Source organism: Sulfurimonas sp. (assembly GCF_016744025.1).
In the GTDB taxonomy this organism is placed as follows: Bacteria; Campylobacterota; Campylobacteria; order Campylobacterales; family Sulfurimonadaceae; genus Sulfurimonas.
Genome location: NZ_JADGFC010000037.1, coordinates 1 through 20,017 on the forward strand (window position 1 = coordinate 1; position 20,017 = coordinate 20,017).

22 protein-coding genes are annotated in these 20,017 nt (G+C 32.4%); 5 read left to right on the forward strand and 17 right to left on the reverse strand.

Translation table 11 applies throughout. The features are described from left to right. Positions 1–82 precede the first annotated feature (82 nt). From QZZ48_RS07155 to QZZ48_RS07170, 4 genes are all read right to left on the reverse strand, one after another. Positions 83–1,060 (reverse strand): argininosuccinate synthase domain-containing protein, encoded by a 978-nt coding sequence (locus QZZ48_RS07155; RefSeq protein ID WP_294963684.1) that lies wholly within the window; start codon positions 1,058–1,060, stop codon positions 83–85. A gap of 29 nt (positions 1,061–1,089) precedes the next feature. Further along, entirely contained in the window at positions 1,090–2,748 is a 1,659-nt protein-coding gene (gene dnaG, locus QZZ48_RS07160; protein WP_294963686.1) for a DNA primase, read from the reverse strand. Between the two features lie 24 nt (positions 2,749–2,772). Beyond that, complete coding sequence (locus tag QZZ48_RS07165; RefSeq protein ID WP_294963689.1) at positions 2,773–2,919, reverse strand: hypothetical protein; 147 nt, start codon at positions 2,917–2,919, stop codon at positions 2,773–2,775. 172 nt (positions 2,920–3,091) lie between these two features. Continuing rightward, on the reverse strand, positions 3,092–3,223 hold the full coding sequence (locus tag QZZ48_RS07170; protein WP_294963692.1) for a hypothetical protein: 132 nt from the start codon (positions 3,221–3,223) through the stop codon (positions 3,092–3,094). 226 nt (positions 3,224–3,449) lie between these two features. On the opposite strand from QZZ48_RS07170, the gene rpsU reads away from it, so the two are divergent. Beyond that, positions 3,450–3,662 carry a 30S ribosomal protein S21 gene (gene rpsU, locus QZZ48_RS07175; RefSeq protein ID WP_008340937.1) on the forward strand — a complete coding sequence of 71 codons (213 nt, stop codon included), beginning with the start codon at positions 3,450–3,452 and terminating at the stop codon, positions 3,660–3,662. A gap of 78 nt (positions 3,663–3,740) precedes the next feature. Here the strand turns inward: rpsU and QZZ48_RS07180 are convergent, their stop codons facing one another. The 11 genes from QZZ48_RS07180 to QZZ48_RS07230 all read right to left on the reverse strand — a co-directional run bounded on the left by QZZ48_RS07180 (position 3,741) and on the right by QZZ48_RS07230 (position 13,234). Next, the gene (locus tag QZZ48_RS07180; protein WP_294963696.1) at positions 3,741–4,838 is read right to left on the reverse strand and encodes a deoxyguanosinetriphosphate triphosphohydrolase; all 1,098 of its coding nucleotides are present in this window, start codon (positions 4,836–4,838) and stop codon (positions 3,741–3,743) included. Between the two features lie 24 nt (positions 4,839–4,862). Continuing rightward, positions 4,863–5,417, reverse strand: coding sequence for an alkylphosphonate utilization protein (locus tag QZZ48_RS07185; protein WP_294963699.1), 555 nt, complete (start codon positions 5,415–5,417; stop codon positions 4,863–4,865). Between the two features lie 44 nt (positions 5,418–5,461). Beyond that, a complete protein-coding gene (locus QZZ48_RS07190) occupies positions 5,462–6,625 on the reverse strand; it encodes a GGDEF domain-containing protein (RefSeq protein WP_294963702.1) in 1,164 nt (387 codons plus the stop codon). Between the two features lie 2 nt (positions 6,626–6,627). Then, positions 6,628–6,843 carry a hypothetical protein gene (locus QZZ48_RS07195; RefSeq protein ID WP_294963704.1) on the reverse strand — a complete coding sequence of 72 codons (216 nt, stop codon included), beginning with the start codon at positions 6,841–6,843 and terminating at the stop codon, positions 6,628–6,630. A gap of 3 nt (positions 6,844–6,846) precedes the next feature. Beyond that, positions 6,847–7,674, reverse strand: a complete 828-nt coding sequence (locus tag QZZ48_RS07200) for an FAD-dependent thymidylate synthase (protein ID WP_294963707.1) — start codon at positions 7,672–7,674, stop codon at positions 6,847–6,849. Between the two features lie 81 nt (positions 7,675–7,755). Next, positions 7,756–8,835 (reverse strand): phospholipase A, encoded by a 1,080-nt coding sequence (locus tag QZZ48_RS07205; protein ID WP_294963709.1) that lies wholly within the window; start codon positions 8,833–8,835, stop codon positions 7,756–7,758. 430 nt (positions 8,836–9,265) lie between these two features. Further along, positions 9,266–10,387: a hypothetical protein gene (locus QZZ48_RS07210; RefSeq protein ID WP_294963712.1), complete on the reverse strand. Its 1,122-nt coding sequence runs from the start codon at positions 10,385–10,387 to the stop codon at positions 9,266–9,268. 4 nt (positions 10,388–10,391) lie between these two features. After that, positions 10,392–10,625 (reverse strand): hypothetical protein, encoded by a 234-nt coding sequence (locus tag QZZ48_RS07215; protein ID WP_294963715.1) that lies wholly within the window; start codon positions 10,623–10,625, stop codon positions 10,392–10,394. A 79-nt stretch (positions 10,626–10,704) separates the two neighbouring features. Then, the gene (locus tag QZZ48_RS07220) at positions 10,705–11,343 is read right to left on the reverse strand and encodes a protein-L-isoaspartate(D-aspartate) O-methyltransferase (protein WP_294963718.1); all 639 of its coding nucleotides are present in this window, start codon (positions 11,341–11,343) and stop codon (positions 10,705–10,707) included. A 1-nt stretch (position 11,344) separates the two neighbouring features. Further along, positions 11,345–12,109 carry a carbon-nitrogen hydrolase family protein gene (locus QZZ48_RS07225; protein WP_294963721.1) on the reverse strand — a complete coding sequence of 255 codons (765 nt, stop codon included), beginning with the start codon at positions 12,107–12,109 and terminating at the stop codon, positions 11,345–11,347. 102 nt (positions 12,110–12,211) lie between these two features. Further along, positions 12,212–13,234: a ribonucleotide-diphosphate reductase subunit beta gene (locus tag QZZ48_RS07230; RefSeq protein ID WP_294963722.1), complete on the reverse strand. Its 1,023-nt coding sequence runs from the start codon at positions 13,232–13,234 to the stop codon at positions 12,212–12,214. An 81-nt stretch (positions 13,235–13,315) separates the two neighbouring features. On the opposite strand from QZZ48_RS07230, the gene QZZ48_RS07235 reads away from it, so the two are divergent. The 4 genes from QZZ48_RS07235 (at position 13,316) to QZZ48_RS07250 (ending at position 17,176) form a co-directional block, all read left to right on the forward strand. Further along, a complete protein-coding gene (locus QZZ48_RS07235) occupies positions 13,316–14,290 on the forward strand; it encodes a hydrolase (RefSeq protein ID WP_294963725.1) in 975 nt (324 codons plus the stop codon). 187 nt (positions 14,291–14,477) lie between these two features. After that, positions 14,478–15,329 (forward strand): bifunctional methionine sulfoxide reductase B/A protein, encoded by an 852-nt coding sequence (locus QZZ48_RS07240; RefSeq protein ID WP_294963739.1) that lies wholly within the window; start codon positions 14,478–14,480, stop codon positions 15,327–15,329. Between the two features lie 78 nt (positions 15,330–15,407). Next, complete coding sequence (locus tag QZZ48_RS07245) at positions 15,408–16,457, forward strand: GGDEF domain-containing protein (RefSeq protein ID WP_294963728.1); 1,050 nt, start codon at positions 15,408–15,410, stop codon at positions 16,455–16,457. 20 nt (positions 16,458–16,477) lie between these two features. Next, positions 16,478–17,176: an EAL domain-containing protein gene (locus tag QZZ48_RS07250; protein ID WP_294963731.1), complete on the forward strand. Its 699-nt coding sequence runs from the start codon at positions 16,478–16,480 to the stop codon at positions 17,174–17,176. A gap of 286 nt (positions 17,177–17,462) precedes the next feature. Here QZZ48_RS07250 and QZZ48_RS07255 read toward each other — a convergent pair whose 3' ends face one another. After that, positions 17,463–17,756: a DUF2325 domain-containing protein gene (locus QZZ48_RS07255; RefSeq protein WP_294963734.1), complete on the reverse strand. Its 294-nt coding sequence runs from the start codon at positions 17,754–17,756 to the stop codon at positions 17,463–17,465. A gap of 219 nt (positions 17,757–17,975) precedes the next feature. After that, positions 17,976–19,778 carry a translational GTPase TypA gene (gene typA / locus QZZ48_RS07260; protein WP_294963737.1) on the reverse strand — a complete coding sequence of 601 codons (1,803 nt, stop codon included), beginning with the start codon at positions 19,776–19,778 and terminating at the stop codon, positions 17,976–17,978. Positions 19,779–20,017: the final 239 nt, after the last annotated feature.

Here is a 20,017-nt window from a genome sequence, read left to right on the forward strand (position 1 = left end):
GTTTAAAATCTTCAAATTGAAAATGAATACCAGCCATTTTAAAATTCCTTAATTTTATATAGTATTAGTATATCTAAAAATATTATAAAATATTAAACTTGTTAGCTTCTTCACGTGTTTGAAATGCTGAACCTTCTAATTCAAGATCATCATAAGTAATTAAAAAAGTTTTACAAGGGTCTGCTTTTGTGTAACTAAGTATTATCTTTGTTGCTAACTCTTTATCTAGGTCACTTGCATCTTTACTTAAAAGTGAATGAGGACCCGGTATTCCTATAGTTTTTGCATGAAAAAACTTATCATTTTTTATATTTAACAAGTGAGCATTTTCGTCTTTATTTCTTCCTACTACTAGTTTAGCACCATCGCTTAAACGAAGATGACGTCCATACTTTATAACAGGGATATCTCTTACTTCAAATTTATCATACTTGATAAAGTCATGCATTTTTTTAGCAAAATTTTCATCCGTCAAAAGACAACCTCCACCAGGAGATTCAAAATCATCAAGGCCTATCTCACGTGCAAGCTCTAATTGTCTATCACGACTTCTTCCAGTAATGCCTTCTAACTTCTCTCTATCTACCCAACCATTTGTCTCAGCTATGGTAGGAGTTAGCATCTTCGCTGACATTGGACGAAGAAGTAGTCCATTACAGTTAGACTCATTTAAAACTGTTTGAAGTGCATCCTTATTTTGACTCATAGGACGCTGTCCCATAACTTCGCCACTAACTAAAAAGCTTGCATCTTCTTCTTGCATGATTCTTTTTGCAACTGCAAACATCTTAGCATGACAATCTATACAAGGATTGAAATTTTTTCCATAACCATGCTTTGGATCAAACAATACCTCTTGCAAAAACTCACTCTGAATATCAATAATTTTAAGTTCTGCTCCTACTTGATAACACATATTTTGCATATGTTCTAGTCTATCTTTAGTACTTCCAAAACCTGTTGAAATATTTACAGCAAGAACCTCTATTCCTTGGTCTATTATCAGCTTCATTGCTAGTGTTGAGTCTAGTCCACCGCTAAAGAGTGCTATTGCTTTCATCTGTTTCCTTTTTTACTTACAAGAGTTTTTTAATCTTTAAAAGATACTAGTTCGCCTCGTTTTAGTTTTGAAATTTTGCCACGAAACTTTCGTATATGAAAAGCCTTTTGCTCAAAAGATATTGAAGTCTGCATATTTACCTTTCTTAACTCTCTTTCGTAGTGTTTAGTTAAAAATGTGATGAGTTCAGCTTTTAGAGATTCTTCATCTTTAAGTGGTTTTATCTGATCATCAACTGCTATTGCCATAATAGAAGGTTCGTCATTTTTTCCTTGCAGAGATAATATAAATTCTCTAGAATGAAACTGTAATAATGAAGGGTCAAGTGCATCTAGCATCTGATCTATTAACTCAGGATGTTCTAAAACTGTTTTAATAAGACTAAGTTCCCACATATCTTTATGACTGTTTTTTTGCATAAGTGGAGCATTTTTATCAGTTGGTGCTTGTCCAAATTTCACAAGAGATGGACTAACTCCTAAACCACCTAAACGTGATGCTAAGAATGTTTTATACTCTTCTTGAAGAAGAGGAGAAAGAGTTTTCAAATAAGCAATACCTTCTTGCATACATGATTCTTTTGCTTTTGGATCACGTAGGTCATAAAGGGAGAGTGTCTCTTCTAAAACAAATTCTATAAAAGGCTTTGAATCTCTAAACATAGTTGCTAACTCTTCTACGGCTCCATTATTTACCATATCAGCAGGGTCTAATCCATCTCCAAAAATAACAACACCACCGTTAAAACCACCTGTACTTAAAATCCTAGATGCTTTTAGAGCTGCTGCTCGTCCAGCTTTATCTCCATCGTAAGCCATAACAACTCTAGGCTCACCCTTTCTAAGAAGAGGAAGATGCTCAGCTGTAAGTGCAGTTCCCAAAGTTGCTACAGCATTTGTAAATCCAGCTTGATGAAGCATAATAACATCAAGATAACCCTCTGTTATAATTATCTCTTTTGTTTTATGTATTGTTTGTTTGGCCTGATGGTAGGCATATAAAAGACGTGACTTATTAAAAAATGCAGTTTCAGGAGAGTTTACATATTTTGCCTGATGACCGGTAATAGTTCTACCACCAAAACCAACAATTGAGCCATTAGCTGAGTGAATAGGAAAAGTAATTCTTTCGATAAATCTAGCAAAACTTCTACCACTATCATGACCAACAACACCCATATCTACAGCTTCTTTTATACTAAACTGTTGAGACTTTATATAGTTAACTGTAGAGTTAGAATCAGGAGCGTAACCGATTCCAAATTTTTCTACACTGCTATCGTAGATTCCACGTTCTTTTATATATTGGCTTGCACTCTGTTTTGAAGTAAGAAGGTTTTGATACCATTCATTTAGTTTATCCATAACTTGTGATCTGGGCTTGTTATGTTTGTTATCTGAATAACTAAGTGTAAAGTTATAGTTATCTGCTAGTTTTTCAAGTGCTTCAGGATAGTTAAGTTTTTCATATTCCATTATAAACTTAATGCTATCACCACCAGCACCACAACCAAAACAATGATAAATTCCCTTAGAAGGGCTTACAACAAAAGATGGTGATTTTTCATCATGAAAAGGGCATGGTGCTTTATAGTTTGCACCTGCTTTTTTCAGCTCCACATATGAGCCTACAACATCAACAATATCAAGTCTTGCTTTTAGGGCTTCTATGGAGTCTTGGTTAATCATAAAGGGATTATATCTATAATATACTTACTTTTTTTGTATAAACTTGCCACAACCCTTTTTCTTTGTGCCTTTAAATGTTGTGAAGTTTTTTTCATCTTTTAACCATGCTTCATGACGGGCACACTCTGAGTTTTTTATACATTTTAAATTACTACATGCTTTCTTTGCCATCTTATCTCTTTAATGATTTTAATTATCAATATTCTAAGATAAAGATATATAATAAGAAAATTGCTTTTGTAACTAATTATTTTTATATGATAAAAGTTTAAATTTGAGAAGGGTTATAATTAAATAGACTCCTAAGAGTCTATTTTGGAAGAATAAAATCAGATTTATATAGTTAGTATATTTCTGTGCTTGGGTGATTAGGTTTGTTAATCGGTTTTTGTGTATCTTGAATATCGTAAGTTACTATGTTGTCAGCTTGAAGAGCACCTAATGTTAACGTGATTAATAAAATGATTGTTTTCATTTTGTTTCCTTTGGTAAGAACGCATTACGCTCTAATATTTTAAATCGGATAAAGTTTATCCTATTTAGAAAGATACTGAATTGATATGAATCAATATTCACTAATAAATTTCAACATTTAGCATGATTTAGGCTAAATACACCATATTAAAAATGAAATTATGTAATACACAAAGATTATGTTATAATTCCGTTCCAAAATTTTATAAGAAAGTGGGTGATGTGATATGCCAGGAATAGTACTTCGTTCAGATGATAATTTTGATGCATCTTACCGCCGTTTCAAGAAGCAGACTGACCGTAACTTAATCGTTACTGAAGCTCGTGCTCGCCGTTTCCATGAAACGGAAACTGAAAAGCGTAAGAAATTCAAAATAGCTTCTCGTAAGAAAATGCTTAAACGTCTTTATATGATGAGACGTTACGAATCACGCCTATAATAAACTAAAGCCCTCGGGCTTTGTTTATTTCCTTCAAAAAACTACCTTTTTCCATTTTTAAACTCAAATAAATCTATTTTATAACTTTCCAAACATTTCATTATAAAAACTAAAAGCATATCTATCACTCATATGAGCAATACAATCAGCTACAACTCTATGTTTTTTTCTTCTATTTAATTGTTCATAGTAAAACTTTGGTAGCATCTTGTCTTCTTCCATAAGGGCACTGTAAAGTCCCTTTATTGCTTGCTTTCCTGCAAACATTTTAACAACTATATCTTTATGTTGATATAATTTATTGAAGAGTAGTTTTTTAAGCTTTTTGATATTTGTCTCTAACTCAGGTGAAAAACCTACAGGTATTTGAGTACTGCAACTAAGACTTGAACTAAGTATAGAAGTGTTATCTATCTTATTTTTAGAGTAGTCTAAAAGAGAGTAAACAAGATGGTTTATAAGATGCGAACTAAAACGGTAACGAAACATTTCTTCTTCATCTTCACGGATACCCTCAGCTTCAACCTTAAGTAATATTTCTTGTATTAAAGCACTCTCTTTAAGGTCATCAAAGCTTATCAGACCAGAGTTTATGCCATCATCAATGTCATGACTCATATAAGCTATCTCGTCTGCACGATCAACAACCATAGCTTCTATGGATGGATGTGTCTCAAGATTAAACTTCTCATCAATCCATGATGGTAAAAAATTCTTTTTATATGGATATGAGTGTTTCAAAATACCCTCTAATGTTGCAAAAGTAAGGTTTAGTCCATCAAAGCTTTTATATCTTTTCTCTAAAGCTGAGACAACTCTAAAACTTTGAAAATTATGCTCAAAGCCATTTTTAAAACCATCTTCTTTAAGACACTCATCTAAAGTATCTCCACCAATATGGCCAAAAGGAGTATGTCCCAAATCGTGAGCAAGAGCTATAGCTTCTGCTAAAGACTCATTCAAACCAAGATGCGAAGTTATAGAGCGTGCAATTTGTGAAACTTCTATAGAGTGAGTCAAACGAGTACGAAAGAAGTCTCCCTCCTGATTTAGAAAAACTTGCGTTTTATACTCAAGTTTTCTAAAACTTCCAGAGTGAATAATACGGTCTCTGTCTCTTGCAAAAGGATTTCTAAAATCTTTGTCTATATCATGGAATCTATGGTTTGCTTGCATTATTTCATCTTTGTTTATAGTTTTTTATGATTTTTTAAGATACTTAGTAAGGATTTGAATTTTAACGCCGTTAACACGTCCTTCAATCAACTCTGCATTACCGTGAACAAGAGAGATACTTCTTACTGCTGTTCCTCTCTTAGCGATAAAAGTTGTACCTTTAACATCTAAGTCTTTTGTGATTACAACTGTGTCTCCAGATGCAAGAGTAACACCATTTGAATCTTTGTAAACTAAAGCATTTTCATCAGGTAATACTGCATCTGCCCATGTTTTTACATCTTCTTCCATATACATCATATCTACTAAGTCTTGACGACCAAGAGCATTTAAAATACGGTAAGATACAACAGCAACCGCTGGAGTTTCACTCCACATGCTGTCATTAAGGCAGTTAAAATGGTTTTCATCCATAGAATCAGGATTTTGAATTTGCGTTAAACATGTAGAACATACATATATAGACTGCTCACTACTTGAGTTTGAAGGTGCAACTTCCATTGCACTTAGACCTTCACCACTTCCACATAGTTCACAAATACCACCACTTCTTGCTTCTAACTCTTTTTCTAAACTCATAAATTTTCCTTATATTTTTAATTATTTTTTCAAATTATACCAAATCAAGCTTTTATAACTTGGTTTCTTCCCGCTTTTTTAGCCTTGTAAAGGGCATTATCTGCTCGCTTCATAACAGCAAAAGGATCTTTATCTTTTTGGCTGTTTTGTGTTACTCCCGCTGATACGTTTATAAATATCTTTTTAGTAGTTTTTTTATTTCTAACACTAAATCCTGTAGTTGCTATTGCTTGTCTTAGTGCATCCACGTGAGTAAACGATTCAGAGCTCTCTTTAGATGGAAATAAAATCACAAACTCTTCTCCACCATATCTATAAGCCTTACCACCGCCACTTACTTCTAAGAACTTTGAAGCTACCATTTTTAGAACTTCATCACCAGTATCATGTCCATAAGTGTCATTAAACTTTTTAAAGAAGTCTATATCACACATTGCCAAAGAGTACTTTCTTCCCAGTTTCGCCATATCTTCTACTAAGGCTCTACGACCAGGAAGAGAGGTTAGTTCATCATAAAAAGCAAGTCTATATGACTCACGAATAAGAAGGATAAATATAATAATTGAAAAGGCTAAAAAGGACACTTCTGTAGCATGTGGAGTTTTTAAAAAATAGAGTCCTAGATAAAAAGTCAAAAGCAGACTTAAAAATGTACTGCTATACATTAGGTATCTTCCAAACATAAGTAAAGCACTCATTACAAAGAAAACAAAAATGCCTATTGCAACTGATACATCCTTAAGAGGGTAAAAGTTAGCAGCAAATAGTTTCAACTTCAGATACTTTAGTATGCTTGCATCTGGATAATAAATAAGATATAAAACGAGCATAATCTCTAAAGCAAAAAATCCAACTTTCAGTGCTCCCCATAAAGAGAAGAGTCCTCTCTCTTTTAAAACTAAAAAGATAAGTAGATGCAATGGGAAAAGCATAGAAATATATAGGAATAGAAAAGATGCACCTTTAGCACTAAAGTATTCAAAACCTAGATGCAAAAGAATAATAGGGATAATTACAAAGATAAATCTATTGCGGTTAAAGTGCCATGAAACCCAGATAATAAGAAGACTTAGTCCATAAAAAAGATATGGAACTATGTCAAAAAGTATATTTGGTATTTTATGAGTATAGTGAATAACAATAGCAAAAACAGCTGTTATAAAAAGAGGTATAAGTAAATTTAGAGAAATAGCCTTGATTGAATTCACGGCTACTCTTTGTTAAACTCTACGATATCTTCTTTACTCTCTACTTTTGTTTTTATTTTATCAAATGCTTTTTGCGCTTCTTTTTCATCATATGCTCTACACTCTTGAGGTATGATTGCATTAGGCTCAGATGCTATCTGATCACACATAGTTGCATTTATTGTAAAGTTTGAACACCCACTAAACATAAGTAGTATTGCTAAAAAATATTTGTACATAATTTACTTCTTTTTTACTATAAGATTTAGATATTTACTTGGAGTAACTCTCATCATCTCTTGCGCTAGCCAACGGATTTGAAAAAATGCCGCACCGCTATCTCTAAGAGTAAAGTAGTTTTTTAAACTTCTAAGATTAAATGTTACAACCATATCTACTTTTACATTGTCCGTAATAATATGCTTAAAAGCATCTCCAACATTACGCTTCTTTTTACCAGCTTGAAGGGCATCAAACATTGCTTGAGAATCACCTTTGAACTCTTCTAAAAATCCAAGTGAGCTTTTTGCTATAGATATCTCTTTAAAGTTTTCTACTTTTGTCTGCTGATAAGCTAACTTATCAAACATAGCTGATATCTCAAGTCTATTATAAGCTTCATCACAAGTTACAAACATATCAAAAGCTAAGATTTTTTCTATAAAAAACTCTCTGTTTCCCGCAGATGCAACGAAAGCATTAATAATTGAGCTCATTGTATAACGAGTACTTCTAACACTTATGGCTTGAATACGATGACGAGCATGTTCTTGTAAAACCCCTCTTGAAGTCCCACGAACTAAAAAGCTAAGGTTTGCATGTTCTAAGATGCTATGGTGGAAGTATGTCCAAGATAAATCCCCTAAAAGGCTTGACTCTTCTATTTCGTTTATATCATCACACATCTTGGCATCTGGTATATTATCTTCAATATAGTTTATAACTTCGTTTTCAGAGTTTGAAAATGAATCGTAACAAGTTCTTGCTGCTGTTTCAGCTACACCAATTCCAGTGTCTTGAAGTAAAACTACCTCTGGTTGAGAATATTCAATGCCGTACATATTTTCCATAACTTTTGCCCTAATTTAAATTATTGTTATTTTACAATAATTAACTTTTAAAGAGTTAATAACTCTGTGTTAGATCCAATGCTATCTTGAAAGACTAAATCCAATGCCTGCTTTATTTACATAAGTATCATAATCAATCAAACTCTCACCATAACCACTAAAAGCTTTCACATATAAGAATAGATCTTTTCTTCCAAACATTGGGTAGCTATAATTAGCCTCGATTGCACCAGCGTCAACAAAATTATGTCTAAAAAGTAATTTAAAAAGATGCTTTTCATATGGCAACATTAGTTGTAAATGCCCATATCCCATATAGTCTATCAAGTCTGGGTTATAGTCAAAATTATCAGGAAGTCTATACCAAAGCTTTAACTCTGCAAAAATTGCTTTATATTGAACTTGGAATGTAGAATTTAAAGAGTTCCATGATCTCTCCTCAACTCCGCCTCTACCATTTGACTCATGCTCTAGTGATAGTTTTACAGACTTTATAAACTTTGCATCACTTAACTCTGCAGTTGGGATTGTTACACTAAATTCAGGGTTGTAGTTTGTTTCTCTAAAATAAGCAGAGTCAGCATATACTTGCCAAAAAGATTTTTGAGTATAAGCAACTGAATATATTTCATTTAAATCAAATAAGTTAGCTTCAAAGTCAAACTTTATACTCACTTGAAACTCTGTTTCCATTTTTTGGTTTTCATGTTCACCAGTTGTCGTATCAGGTCCATTAAAACGGTAACTAACTGGTAAAAAGTAGTTTGCTTTGTATGCTTTTAGGCTATAAAGAGATTGGGTAATTTGTCTTATAGTATCTTGTGTCTGAGTATTTTCAGATTTACTAATAGTTTCATAAAGTTTTTTCTGTTGTTTATCAAGGTGTCTTGAAGTGTTGTATTTTGTATCATGGTAGTAACCTGTTGAAGAAATTTTATACCATATGTCTGAAATTTCAGGATTTGCTTCACAACCTTCTCCATGTTCATACATGTTTCCTAAGATGTAAGCTGCGTCGTTGTCTCCTTCTTCAGCTAAGTTACTAAAAAGTACAAATGCTTGTTCAAACTTTTTTTCTTTATATAGTTTATACGCGTCTTCAAACTCAGTTGAAGAAAAAAGAGTTGCTGCTAAAATAAGCAACAATAAATATTGTTTCATCTATTACCTTTTTAAACTTCTATTTCTATTGTATCTCTATCGCTAGCATATGTGCGTGAGAGTGCTTCTTCTAGTTTTTCTAATCTCTTCTGCCTGAGTAACACCAACGAAGTATTCCATACTAGAGTAAATAATTTTCTCAGATGAGGAATGTTGAGAGATTTTTTCTGCAAGAGTCACCGCTACACATAAAGAAGTATTTTATGTAACTATAACATACTCATCTTCACTTAACTTTCCAAAGTAGTCATTTTTACGAATATCTTGAATAATAATCTTTCCAAGTATTTCAAGGGCTTCTACTCTTTCTTCTTTGTATTTTCAACTATTCCTTCAGCTGAGTTTTTTTATCTATTTGCATATCTAAAGCGTAGCCCTCTTTATTAAACTTTATATGAAATATCAACACATAGGCTTTAGCGCTTTTTTTTTAAAAGAAGCTCTTAAGTAAGTCGACTGCTTTATCTACATCATTGTCAGAGATGCCAGAATCTTCCTCTACTTCTTGAACTTCTTCTACTTTTGCTTTTTTATGACTAGCTCTAGAAGTGTAGTTTGAAGCTTTTTTAGCAGGAATTGGTTTTGATGGATTCCAGTTTTTCACATTTTGTTTTAAATCAGAGTAAAATATCCAACCTTTTTCTGCCCATCCTTGAAAACTTCTTGCCCAGTCATCTTTATGCATTCGCGCCATACTTAGAGTTGCATTGTTTGGTAGATATACATCCATTCTCTGTTGATTTGTATTTCTTGAGTGAATATACATAGCTTTGCTCCCACCAATATTAAGCTGTTCTTGTCTAACAATAGTGCTGTCATTTCCAGCATAATCAGTCTGATCGTCAATTAATTTCTGTACTATACCCTTACTTTTATCATTTAAAATAAGCTTTAGATGTATCAAGTGTCCTGTGGCAGAATCTTCAATTATCACAACCTCAGTTGTTTGACCAAGTGCATTCTTTTTACATGTAGCACTGTCAACTATAAAGCTTCCAGTACCTCCCTTGTTTTTATAGATTGCAGGTTTTAAAACCACTGATTCACCGGCAACTTTTCCACAACAAAGGTTGTCATAACAAGCTAAAGTATCCTTAGCAACAACTCTTTTCTTTGTTGACTTTCTAGGTTGATCACTTCTTTTGTTTCTCTCATTAAATGCTTCTCTAGTGTTTGTAACCTTGGGTAGTTTATAAACATTGCTTGATAGACTTTTACTCTTAAATGACTCTAGTTTCATTCCATCAGCTTTAATAACAACATAACCCTTTTTCATCTCAAAAGGATTATCACCTGAAACCATACCACCAGTCATATCAGACATAGAACTAAACATAGCACGCATAGTCTTTACAACATTTTTATCACTGGTAACTACTACTTTTGACTCATAGTTTTTACCGTCTTGTTTACCCTTGACAATCCACTCTTCACCTTTGATACCGCCAACATTTACTCTTTTACCTGTTTTTTTGATTGTAAATTTTGGCTTTTCTTGTTTCTGCATAAATAAAGATGGATCAAAACCCATCTCTTTAGCTTTGGCTTTCATCTCATTAACATCTACTACTATTTACACCATCTTCACCATGTGAAACAAGATAAGAGTTTTTCTTTATATGATAAATCTCTACTTTTCCATCTTCAGAATTAGTAAGCATTTTAGATGTAGTCGAGTTTTTATACATAAACTCCATTATTTCGCCATCCATATTGTACTTAACAATATAATCCGCTTGTAACAATGTCACTATTGCTATTAAAGCAATAATCAAACTTTTTCTAATCATTTTATTTCCCTTTTATTACTTTATCTCTAATAAATTTTAACTAACAAATTATAATAGAGATATTAATATATAGGATTTACTACTTTTGTACTCCATCGAGTACTGGTACGAAGTCACAAGCTTCTAGTTGGGTTGATTCAATAGAGCTACCCCTTTTTTTAAAACTAGTTATGATTTGTTTGTTAGCTACTTCCATAGGAGCGACAAGTATTCCACCATCTGCCAACTGATCGAATAGTTTTTGAGGGACTTTTTTTGTAGATGCAGAGAATAAAATTCTATCATATGGAGCATACTGTACCCAACCATTTTGACCATCATCTGTTCTTGTATGAACATTATTGATTTTTAATTCTCTAAAGCGTGATTTTGCTTCTAACATAAGTGATTCAATACGTTCTATTGTAAAAACACCTCGAAATAGATGCGAGAGAACTGCTGCTTGATAACCACTCCCACAACCAATTTCTAAAACTCTATCTGCACCTTTTGGCTCAAGATACTGAGTCATCTTAGCAACTGTAAGAGGAGAACTTATCCACTGAGCTGAACCCATAGGAAGTGCATCTAGTTTGTAAGCATTATGCTTAAAACCAGTTGGTACAAACTTCTCTCTATTTGTGTTAGCTATAGCCTGTTGTACTTCACTACAAAGGTTAAATTTTTGGTGACACTCGTTTGCTAGTCTTGCTGTTTTTGTCGCTGTAATTCTATCCAAGTTATTTTATTCCCACATTCAAATATTTTCTCATAACACTTATTTCTTTTTTACTATATTGTACTTCTAAGCAAGGCTTATTCCCGTTTCTTTGTGCTTTACCCTGAGGAGTAATAATTCCACTCATTTTACTACATTTATCGTTGAGAGAATCACTTGTAACAACATAACATTGATTCATAATTGCAAGAGACTCTGTTAGAGTTACAAAATGTTCAGTTCTTAAAACTCCCCACCATGAAGGTATAGCTATGATGTCTGAGCTTTCTAGTTTTTGCCAAAGATTTTTAAAACGAAGTTCAAAACAGATAAGAATCCCTATTTTAATACCATCAACCTCTACTATCTCAATAGAATCATCACTACCTTCACTCATATATTTATGCTCATCACCAAAACGAAACAATCTCGATTTAGCTCTTTGATGAATAATCTCTCCATTGTGAAAAACTTTTACAAAGTTAAAAACTTCTCCATCAAGTTTATCAATCATGGTAAAAATTATTATCTTTTCTTGTGATGCTTTTTTTATTGCTTCATTTGCTATATCTGCGAACTTTTGTACTTCATCAAAATTTTTATAGTCAAAACCGGTTAGACATAATTCTGGAGCAACAATAATAGACTTTTTTGAAGTTTTATCTATAAGCCCAAGTAGTGTTTGTAAGTTAGATTCATAATCAGGGGTAAATGTATCAAAAAGAAGAGAGCATAGTTTATACTCATTCTCATTATTTGTGTTATTAATATTAATAATATTCTCCAAAAATGAATTTAGATTGTAATTATATCTGATTCAGTTGTGTAGTGGGGGATTAAGGGAAATAAACCCAGAAAATAATTTCTGGGTAAGAATAAAAAAGAAGGACTAAAAGTCGTCATCGAAACTAAGACTACCTTTTGAGTAGTTAGTTACAGTTCCTTCAAAGAAGTTAGTTTTTTGATCATTAAATTTTGCAAAGTCATCAACCCATTTGATTGGATTTTGGACATTGTAAAGTTTCTCAAATCCAACAGCATTAAGTCTTTCATCTGCTAAGAATTTAATGTACTCAACTACAATATCATCCGTAAGTCCAAGAATTTGACCTTGAGTAATATATTTACCCCATTCACTCTCTAGCTTAACTGCCTCTTTAAACATGGCGATTACTTCTTCTTTTAACTTATCTGTAAAAAGGTCTGGTCTCTCTTTTCTAAGAGTATTGATAAGGTTTTGGAAAAGTACAAGGTGAGTAACTTCGTCTCTTTGGATAAAACGAATCATCTGTGCACTTCCTAGCATCTTACCTGAACGAGCAAGAGTATAGATGTAAGTAAATCCACTATAAAAGTAAATGCCTTCTAAGATTTGATTTGCAAAACAAGCTTTTACAAAGTTGTGCTCAGTAGGGTTGGCCGCAAGCTCTTGATATACAGATGCGATTGCATCATTCTTGTTTTTTAGCATCATATCACGTCGCCAAAGCTCATAAATTTCTTCAGAATTTGTTGAGATGCTATCAACCATTACGGCGTAAGATTGTGAATGAAGTGCTTCTTCAAATGATTGACGAACTAAAATTAGATTAATCTCTGGAGAAGTTACATATGGATTAACATTATCAATAAGGTTGTTAGTTTGTAATGAGTCCATAAAGATTAATTGTGAAAGTGCTTTATCATAAGCTGTCTTTTCATTTTCAGTTAAATTTTTGTAGTCGTTAACATCACGAGTCATATCAACTTCTTTTGGGAACCAAGTGTTATTTAGCATCACTTCCCAAAGATTGTATGCCCACTGATACTTGATGTTATTTAACTCAAAAATACCTGTTGGGTCTCCACCAAATACTTTTCTGTCATTTACATTTTCTGTTGAATTTGGATTATATATATTTTTTCTTTTCATAACAACCTACCAATTTTTATTAATTCTATGATTATATCATCTCAATATTTTCTTTTCATAAACTTTAGATATTATTTCATTATGAACAAGTTATTTAAACCTTCTTTTTTACTAAAAAACAAACATGTCCAAACTCTTTATTCATCTCTATTTAGAAAAATTCCTACTCACAGCTTTGACATAGAAAAATTTGAACTTAGTGATGGTGATTTTATAGAGTGTTACTGGTATAACAAAAGAGATAAAACAAGGAACAAACCCATTGTTTTACTATTTCATGGACTCACGGGTTCTTATAAGTCACCATATATACAAGGGACTATGAGTGAGTTACACAAAAATGGATATGACAGTGTAGTTGTACATTTTCGTAGCTCTTCTGGCATTATGAATAAAAAGCCAAACTCTTACCACAGCGGTAAAACTGATGATGCAATGGAGTTTATAAAGAGTCTGATAGAAAAATATAATGACTCTAAAATCTTTGGAGTTGGGTACTCTTTAGGAGGCAATGTTTTACTCAAGCTACTCGGAGAAACTGGAAGTTTATCTTCATTTACAGCCGCTGTTTCTGTATCTGCACCACTTCAATTAGATGTTTGTTCAGAGAAAATGAACAGTGGTTTTTCAAGACTTTACCAGCATCTACTTCTAAAAGATTTAAATAAATCACTTGAGTTAAAGTATGAGATGCACGACATGAAATCTCTAATTAACTTAGATAAAAAAGATGTTAAAAACTTATCTACATTTTACGAGTTTGATAACGCTTATACTGCTCCCATTCACGGCTTTGCATCTGCAAAAGATTACTATAAAAAATCAAGCTCGAAACAGTTTTTAAAACATATACAAACTAACACACTTGTTATTCACTCTCTTGATGATCCTTTTACTACACCAAAAATACTTCCCTCTAAAGATGAACTATCAGAGTATGTAAAACTTGAAGTATCTAAACATGGTGGACATGTAGGTTTTATAGAGGGGAGTCTCTTAAAACCTAAATACTGGCTTGAAGAAAGAATCGTAACTTATTTTAATGAGTTTGTTTAATCCTAAAGTCCTTATAATAAACATATATACTAACTTTAGTCGCCTCAACGGCGTAAGTGAAGATAAAGGGACGTGTTCCTTTATCGGACAAATAAAATAAAAGGAGATAAGTATGAAAATGTTTCTATCTTTCATGCTATTAATTACTACTATGAATGCAATGGATTTAAAGCCCTGGAAGGGAAAAATAGATCAACTTAGTGAAGCAGAAAAAAATGTACTTATTCACAAAGGTACAGAGTCACCTTACACAGGTAAATATGTCAGTGAAAAATCAAATGGAACTTACACATGTAAGATTTGTGACAATCCACTTTATAAATCAAACGACAAGTTCGACTCAAATTGTGGATGGCCAAGTTTTGACGATGCTATAAAAGGTGCTGTAAAAAGAATTCCAGATGCTGATGGAAGACGAGTAGAAATAGTATGTGCAAACTGTGGTGGGCACTTAGGTCATGTTTTTGAAGGTGAAGGATTTACTGATAAAAATACTAGACACTGTATAAACTCTATCTCATTAAAACTAGATACAACTCCAGATGCTAAGGATGATACAATGAGTTATGCATATTTTGCAGGTGGTTGTTTTTGGGGAGTTGAGTACTACTTAGAAAAACTAGATGGTGTAAAAGAAGTACACTCAGGTTTTATGGGTGGACATGTTAAAAATCCTGGTTACTATGATGTTGTAAGTGGAAAAACTGGTCACTTAGAAGCTGTTGAAGTTATCTATGATAAAAGTAAAGTATCATATGAGCAAGTTGCAAAAACTTTCTTTGAAATTCATGATCCAACTCAAACAAATGGTCAAGGTCCAGATATAGGTTCACAGTATTTATCAGCTATTTTTGTAAACAATGAAAATGAGAAAAATACAATTCGTAAACTTATAGCTCAGCTTGAAAAAAATGGTTTTGATGTAGTAACAAAGATATTTGATAAAAAAGAATTTTATAAAGCAGATGAAGGTCATCAGAACTATTACGATAAAAAAGGTTCTTTACCATATTGCCATGGTTATAAGAAAAGATTTTAATAACACTGTAATATAAAAATAGTTTAATTTAAAATAATTGTTGTAGAATCTATATTTAATATATGTAGAGGATAGTATATGCCATTTAAACTATTAGACCTTAAAGACCACAACTCAGAATTATTAAAACTTTTAACCCAACAACTCCCAGATATGTTGTGGGTTAAAGATATAAAGGGTAATTACCTTTATGCAAATAAAGCAATTTGTGATGGTCTTTTAATGGCAAAAGACACTCAAGAACCAATAGGGAAAAATGATTCTTTTTTTGGGTTAAGAGAAATAGAGGCAAATAAAGACAAACCAGATTGGCATACATTTGGTGGCTTGTGTCTTACTAGTGATGATGATGTAATTACTAATAAAAAAGCTATGAAATTTGAAGAATATGGAAATATAAAAGGTGAGCTATTATACTTAGAAGTATTTAAAGCACCTTTTTATGACATAGATAACAATGTCATCGGAACAGTCGGGACTGGTCGTGATATAACAAATCTTAAAAAAATACAACTAGACTTTAAAAAAAGTCTTAAAATACTTGATAAACAAAGAGAGCAGTTAGAATACCAAGCTAACCATGACTCACTAACTGACCTACCAAACCGAATCTTATTTATGGATAGACTTCAACAATCAATAAACTTAGCACAAAGATATAATAATAAAGTAGCCATACTTTTTATAGACTTAGATAATTTTAAAGAGATAAATGACTCTTTAGGTCATGACATAGGCGATAAAGTTTTAGTTGAAGTAAGCCGTAGAATGAAAAAGGATATGAGAAAATCCGACACTCTATCAAGACTTGGTGGAGATGAGTTTTGTATCATACTTAATGATATTACAGATATAAAAAATATCTCAGATATTATCACGGGTGAGATGCAAACTCTAAAAGAGCCAATGCAAATAGATGGACAAATATTATATGTAAGTATGAGTATAGGTGTTTCAGTCTATCCAAATGATGGAAATACAGCTTCAACACTTTTAAAAAATGCAGATGCAGCTATGTATAAGGCTAAGGGTGATGGAAGAAATACATATTGTTTCTATGATGAGGCAATGACTGAAAGAGCTTTTGAGAGAGTCTTTTTAGAAAAGCACTTGAAGAAGATGAACTAGTTGTATATTTCCAACCTCAAATGAATTCTAAAGAGGATAAATTAGTTGGAATGGAAGCTCTTGTTAGATGGGAGCATCCTACAATGGGACTTATATATCCAGATAAATTTATTCCTCTTGCTGAAAGCACAGATATGATAGTTGAGTTAGATAGAATAGTAATGAAAAAAGCACTTACTCAATTTAAAAAATGGAATGAAGCTGGTCTAAATCCTGGAAAACTTGCTCTAAACCTTGCAATTAAACAACTTGAAGAAGATGATTTTGTAGAGTTTGTTGAAAATATTCTTGATTATGAAGACTGCTCATACAATAATATAGAATTTGAGCTAACAGAAACCCAGATTATGAGTAACCCTGAATCTTCTATAGAAACTCTACAAAAAATAAGTAATATGGGAATATCAATTGCAATTGATGATTTTGGGAGAGGATACTCTTCACTAGCTTACCTCAAAAGACTTCCTATAAATAAACTAAAAATTGACAGATCATTTATAAAAGACTTACCCTTAGATACTGAAGATGCAGCGATTACAAAAACTATTATCAGTCTTTGTGATAGTTTAAACCTAAAAGTTATTGCGGAGGGTGTAGAGAGTAATGAGCAGAGAAATTTTATATTAGAGAATGGTTGTAGATTTATCCAAGGTTATCTCTATTCACATCCGCTCTCAATAGAAGATATGACTAAGTATTTGCAAAAAGTTAAGATTTAATAAAAAGTATTTAACTTAATATTAGAAGAGGAATAGACCTACTTACTATCATATAGTAGGTAGGTCTATTTGAAAATTTATTACTAGAATTTTTTTTAATTACATTATATACCAGATAGATTTTTAAATCTAACTCTTCATAGATATATAAAAATATAACACCCTTAAAGTGCATTCATATATATTTTATTTTTTCTTTATTTCATTTAACTCCTTAACATTATATATTTAGATTTACTAACAAGGCTTGCCTGTAAACCTTTTAATAGATTGTTTATTATTTAACTCAAACATTTTTTTCCTCCATAAACTTGCTAAATTCTGCCTCTACACTAGCACAACCTCTACGTGTACATATCAAAGGAATACTCTGTTTTTTAGCTGATTTTTTAAAATAACTCATAGAATTGTGTTTTAAAAAATCAGTTAACATAATCACTGCATCTGTATTAGCAGGTATCTTTTTATGTGAAGTAGAATTTTTTCTTGAATCCCAATGAGTTGTTTTCGTTGCTCCAAGTGACTTTAGTAACTCAGTTATATTATTAACCTTATCACCACCAATAAGTAAAATAGACATTTAAACTCCTTTTTGATAATTGTTATTAGAATTCTATACTTTATAAGCTTAAAGTATTATTATATTGATAGTCATTATCATATAATAAAAAGAATATATTGACTTTGTTAGTAATAAAGTTTAGAATGTTAGTAAATAAAAGGGGGGGGGGAAATGAAGTGTTTTAGATAAAAAGTTCTTGCATATACATATTTATATGTATATGCAAGAGAGAAGACTCTACTTGCGAGAATTTCTCTTTCTTTCGTTTTCAGTTAAAAATCTTTTACGAATACGAACTGATTTAGGAGTAACTTCAAGAAGTTCATCATCTTCAATCCACTCTAGAGCACGCTCTAATGACATGTCACGAGGTGGAATAAGCTTAATAGCTTCATCAGCACCAGACGAACGAACATTTGACTGAGCTTTACCTTTAATAGGATTAACAACTAAGTCATTTTGACGTGAATGTTCACCAATAATCATACCTTCGTATACTTCAGTTTGAACACCGATGAAAAGAACACCACGGTCTTGAATACCAAATAGTGAGAATGCTAAAGTAGAACCTGGAGTCATAGAAACAAGAGCACCGTAAGAGCGAGAATCAACACTACCACTATATGGACGGAATTCTAAGAAAGAATGATTCATAACACCCTCACCTTTAGTATCTGTTAGGAATTGACCACGGAAACCAATAAGAGCACGAGCTGGAATTTCAAACTCGATTCTTTGGAAACCTGAACCCATTGGAAGCATTGATTTCATTTCAGCTTTTCTTTTACCAAGACGCTCAATAACACCACCAGATAAATCTTCAGGAACATCAATAACTAAATGCTCAAATGGCTCACACTTAACACCTTCAACTTCTTTAACAATAACTTCTGGACGAGAGATTGAGAACTCAAAGTTTTCACGACGCATATTTTCAGCAAGTACAGTAATTTGAAGTTCACCACGACCTGAAACTTTAAACTTACCTTCACCAACAACTTCAAGTCTCATTGCAACGTTAGTGTTCATTTCAAACTCTAAACGCTCACGAAGCTTATTACTTGTTACGTGCTTACCTTCTTTACCTGCTAGTGGAGAATCATTAACAGCAAATACAACTGTAAGAGTTGGTTCTTCAACGTGCATTGGGTCAAGTGCTACAGGATTAACAGGATCACAAACAGTATCACCAACGTCAACAGTTTCCATACCAGCAAATGCAACGATGTCACCTGCTTCAGCTTGTTCAATTTCCATACGATTAAGACCATGGAAACCAATTAGTTTAGAGATTTTACCCTTAACAAGTTCGCCATCAGCTTTTGCAAGCATAATGTTGTCACCTTTATTTACAGTACCATTAAAGATACGAGAAATACCGATTTTACCTACATAGTTATCATAATCAAGTGTAAAAACTTGTGATTGAAGTGGGTTAGCAGCATCTCCTTCTGGTTCTGGAACATGACTTAAAATTGTTTCAAAAATACATCCGAAGTCTCCATCAGGATCAGCCATATCTAGTTTAGCGATACCATCACGAGCAGCAGCATAAATAATAGGAAAATCTTGTTGCTCATCTGTAGCATTCATATCTGCGAAAAGGTCAAACATCTCATCAGCAACACGATCACAATCAGCAGAAGGCTTATCAATTTTATTGATTACAACAATTGGCATTTTACCAAGTGCTAGCATCTTCTTACAAACAAACTTAGTTTGAGGCATAACACCTTCATAAGCATCAACAAGGATTAAAACACCATCAACCATCTTAAGAACACGTTCAACTTCACCACCGAAGTCAGCGTGACCTGGTGTATCAATAATGTTAATTTTGTGATCTTTATAACGAATAGCTGTATTCTTTGAAAGAATCGTAATACCACGTTCTTTTTCTAAATCATTACTATCCATAGCTCTTTCATCATGTGCTTCGTGAGCACCAAATGTACCTGACTGTTCTAGTAGTCCATCAACTAATGTAGTTTTACCGTGGTCAACATGGGCAATAACTGCGATGTTTCTAATCTTTTGCATTAATACTTCTCCATAGATAATTTTCAAACTTTGTAAAGAAGCATCAAATACTTCTAAGTTTATGTGAAAAATTTTCGCGATTATACCTAAAATAATGTTATATCTTGCATAATTTATTAATATACATTTTAATATCTATAGATGTTATAATAAATATACTCATATATGTTAATATTATATATTTATTATATTTCGTAAATCAAATGAAAGCTAAAAAATGATTTTAATCATATTTATAG